The sequence below is a fragment of the Ruegeria sp. N10 genome (assembly GCF_056531545.1).
On the sequence record NZ_JBQFLY010000046.1, the window covers coordinates 1 to 3,962 of the forward strand.

Annotated in this window: 3 protein-coding genes; 2 read left to right on the forward strand and 1 reads right to left on the reverse strand. The window is 55.6% G+C overall.

Annotation, left to right across the window (positions count from 1 at the left end; all coding sequences use genetic code 11):
- Nucleotides 1-295: 295 nt before the first annotated feature.
- Nucleotides 296-1,327: a GlxA family transcriptional regulator gene (locus tag ACR0JI_RS21770; RefSeq protein ID WP_480476178.1), complete on the reverse strand. Its 1,032-nt coding sequence runs from the start codon at nt 1,325-1,327 to the stop codon at nt 296-298.
- A gap of 143 nt (nt 1,328-1,470) precedes the next feature.
- Between ACR0JI_RS21770 and ACR0JI_RS21775 the strand changes: the two genes are divergently transcribed.
- Both ACR0JI_RS21775 and ACR0JI_RS21780 read left to right on the forward strand, forming a co-directional pair.
- A complete protein-coding gene (locus ACR0JI_RS21775) occupies nt 1,471-2,865 on the forward strand; it encodes an FAD-binding oxidoreductase (RefSeq protein ID WP_480496643.1) in 1,395 nt (464 codons plus the stop codon).
- A gap of 1 nt (nt 2,866) precedes the next feature.
- Nucleotides 2,867-3,811, forward strand: coding sequence for a homocysteine S-methyltransferase family protein (locus ACR0JI_RS21780; protein WP_480521396.1), 945 nt, complete (start codon nt 2,867-2,869; stop codon nt 3,809-3,811).
- The last annotated feature ends 151 nt before the right edge of the window (nt 3,812-3,962 follow it).

Here is a 3,962-nt window from a genome sequence, read left to right on the forward strand (position 1 = left end):
GGCTTCCTCCCTGAGAGATTTTCCAACGCGGGCCACGGTCGGCCCCAGTCCAAACCTTGCACTCTGGCCCGCATCAGAAAATCTTCATCGACCCGGTCATCTGGCTGTTTTGCTCAGATGACAGCTAAGCGTCGGTGAGCGGTCGCTGGGTGCAGAGATTTCAAACTTTCAGCCGCGAACGACCGCTTAGCGTGTGAGCAGACGCTGTTCAAAAACCCGGCAATGACTGCATCGCGGACATAGCAGACTTTTGATATTGCTAGTTGGACGTCTGCTCTGTTGACGGAGCCGAAACCTAGTTCTCAGCGCTGGCGATCTGAGAGATGCGCTGAAACTTCTTTCGGTACGCTGCGGGAGACATTCCTGTTCCGCGTTTGAACACGCGCCGGAAGGAAGCGGGATCATCGTAGCCGACAGCAGAGCCGACATCGTCACCCTTTTGTTGAGCGGTCTCCAGCATTTGCTTGGCCTCCTCGACGCGCAGCGCTTGTACGTATTCAATCGGTGTGAAACCCGTTGCTGCACGGAAGCGTCGGGAGAATGTTCGGGGGTTCAGTCCTGACCGCTCAACCATTTTCTCGACGGGATTGGTTGTGGCGTAATTGTCAGCGATCCACAGTTGGCACTCCGAAATCGGACCATCGCTGGATTCCATAGGTCTGGTCATCACCGAATAAGGCGACTGTCCTTCAGAGTGACCGCTGATGAGAAAGACCTTGGCTGTTTCTATCGCGGTTTTGTATCCGCAGAACCGGGCGATCAGATAGACCGTCAAATCATGCCATGCGCTGACACCTCCAGCAGTGACGATCCGGTCGGTTTCGGCAGCAAGGCACAGAACGGATTCATTTCGAAAGGTGATTTCAGGGAAATGTCGTTGAAACATGTCGCGATATGCCCAATGGGCAGTTGCCTCATGTCCGTTCAGAAGCCCGGACTCAGCCAGCAGCAAGGACCCCGAACAAACGGAGGAGAGCAGTGCGCCATCGGCGTGCATTTTCCTGAGCCATGCGATTTCACGTGGATAGCGGCCCTTTGGAACATCGTAGATCGACGTATACATATCGCAAATAACCACTGCATCCGGCGGGGCCAGATCGCTAATGGCGGCATGAGGTTCGACCGGTATGTTGCCGATGCAGTGAAAAGGCTTTCCGTCTGCAGACACGATCTTGATGTCCAGCAATTCATCCCCAGGCGCACCATTCACCATGTCGGGGTAAACAGCGCCTGCGGAGAGCAGAACATCGTAAAGCCCGTAAAGAACGGATGCTGATGTTTCTGGTGCCGCAAGAAGGGCAATTGTCGGTTTGCGTTGGGATGACATAGGCATTCCTGTCATATTTGGCACTGTTTTGTCGGATTTGGATTCTCTTTATGTCTATTATGCCACGTATCTGGCGAAGTTGCCACTGATACCATGTCCTCAAATTCCTTACTGTACAGGAAGCAAACGTTAGGAGGGATGACATGGACGGTCTTGAAACAACGAGTATAGAAGACATCCCGGGATTTTCCGGGGAAGTCATATTGCCCAAGTCACAGACGTATGACACCGCCCGCGCTGTTTGGAATGCCATGATTGACCGTCGCCCCGGCATGATTGTTCGGTGTCGCAATAGCGAGGACGTCATTGCGGCAGTCAATCATGCGCGCGCCCATGATCTGCCAATCTCGATCCGTGGTGGCGGACATAATGTTGCCGGTCACGCGGTCTGTGACGATGGGTTGATGATTGATCTCAGTGGTATGCGCGCGGTCTCAATTGATCCGGACAAGCGAATTGCGTCGGTCGACGGTGGCGCATTGTGGTCCGATGTCGATGCCGCAAGCCAAAAGCACGGCTTGGCCACACCCGGCGGGCTGATTTCTGATACGGGCGTTGCAGGGCTGACGCTTTCAGGTGGGATCGGCTGGCTGCGCGCAAAGCACGGGCTTTCGATTGATAACCTTGTCGCTGCAGAGGTGGTGACGGCCAAAGGACAACTGGTTCGGGCCAGCGAGGATGAAAATGCAGACCTGTTGTGGGCGCTCAAGGGCGGTGGCGGCAATTTTGGCGTCGTCACCCGGTTCGAATTCGCCCTGCATCCCATTGGTCCCGAAATCATGTTCGCGGCACCAATCTATGCGGTTGAAGACGGGCCGGAGCCAATCCGTGCCTGGCGCGAAATGATGAAGAAGCACGGCGGCCTCGTCGGATCGCTTTGCGAATTTTCGACGGCCGGTGGCGAGGATTTCGCGGAGAAGGATCAGGGCAAGCGCGTTTATACGCTGGCGTGCGTGTTCAATGGAGATGCTGACGAAGGCGAGGCGTTGTTGCAGCCGCTACGAGAACTCGGCACGATGGTCGCCGACTTTTCCGGCCGAATGAACTACTGCGAGGTTCAGCAACTCTTCGATACCCTGATGCCTGCGGGTGATTTTCGATGCTACTGGAAAGCACGGTATCTGACCGATCTCTCAGACGAGATGATTGATCTTGCCATGCAGAACGCACTTTCAGCACCTTCTGACAATTCGATTTCCTCTTTGTGGAGTTTTGGCGGTGCGACTGCAGAGGTTCCAGCGGCTGCCACAGCCTTTGGGGATCGATCGATGGGTTGGATGTACTCGCTGGATGGGGTCTGGACAGACCCGGCAGACGATGCCCAGAACATTGCCTGGTCACGCGATGGCTGGGAAAGCTCCGCGCGCTTTGGGCACCATGGCCGGGCCTATCTGAATTTTCCGGGCCATGGTGAGGACGGCGACGCACTGACCCAGGCGTCTTTCGGTGAAAACTTCAAGCGATTGGTGGAAATCAAGACCAAGTACGATCCGGACAACCGATTTCGCTTCAATCAAAATATTAAGCCGGGGGTTTGACATGACCATTCAATCCCCTTTGCCCGCCATGGGCTCGGGTGAGATTTTTCTCACCGAGGGCGGCACCGAAACCGAGATCATGTACCGTCATGGGTTCGAACTGCCTGAATTCTGTATGCTACCGCTGCTGGATAATCCAAAGGCCGTTTCCGCGATGCGGGATGTGTTTTCGCAGCAGCTTGATGTGGCCGCAGAGTTTGGCTTGTCCTTTCTGCTGACCGGGCTCGACTATCGCGCGAGCCCGGACTGGGGTGCCAAACTCGGCTATTCACCCACCGGCTTGGCGGATGCCAATCTCGCCGCGATTGAGTTTCTCAGGGATGTTGCGAAAGGGTATCGGAGCCAGATTCCACGACTTTTGATCGGAGGGATTCTTGGTCCCAGAGGGGATGCATACAGCCTCAACGAGGAGATTACAGCCGAGAGTTCGGAGGAATACCATGCCGTTCAACTTGAAACGTTGAAACGGGCAGATGTGGATTTCGCATGCGCCGCCACATTCAACAATGTAACGGAAGCGGTCGGCGCCCTCCGCGCGGCGGACCGGATTGGGGTGCCGCTCTCGGTGTCGTTGACGCTCGACAGTTCATACCGGTTGAAGTCGGGACCGACTTTGGCAGAAGCGATCACAGAAATTGATCGTCAGTCCGAACATGCCGCCCCGGAGTTCTACATGGTCAATTGCTCCCATCCGCTTGAATATGAACCCGCCCTAGAGAACCGGGAGTGGATCAAGCGGCTGCGCGGGGTCCGCCCCAATGCTTCCAAGATGGAAAAACTTGCCCTCTGCAAGCTTGGGCATATCGAGGACGGTGACCCGATCGAGCTCGGCGCGCAAATACGAGACCTTTTTGAACGCTATCCGCATATGGATATATTTGGTGGGTGCTGCGGCACCGGACACACGCACCTGCGGGAGATTGCAAAAGCTCTGGTGGCTCATTGATTGCCACAATCGGCTTTCACAGTTTTCCGCCATTGGTGCAATGCGCAGCATTGGGTGAAATGGGCTCGGGGACGAAGCCGCTCGCGCGGCAATGGCGCTTGTGGCTGATGTTTCGCATTTTTCCTGACGTCGCGCATTTTGTGAACTGACG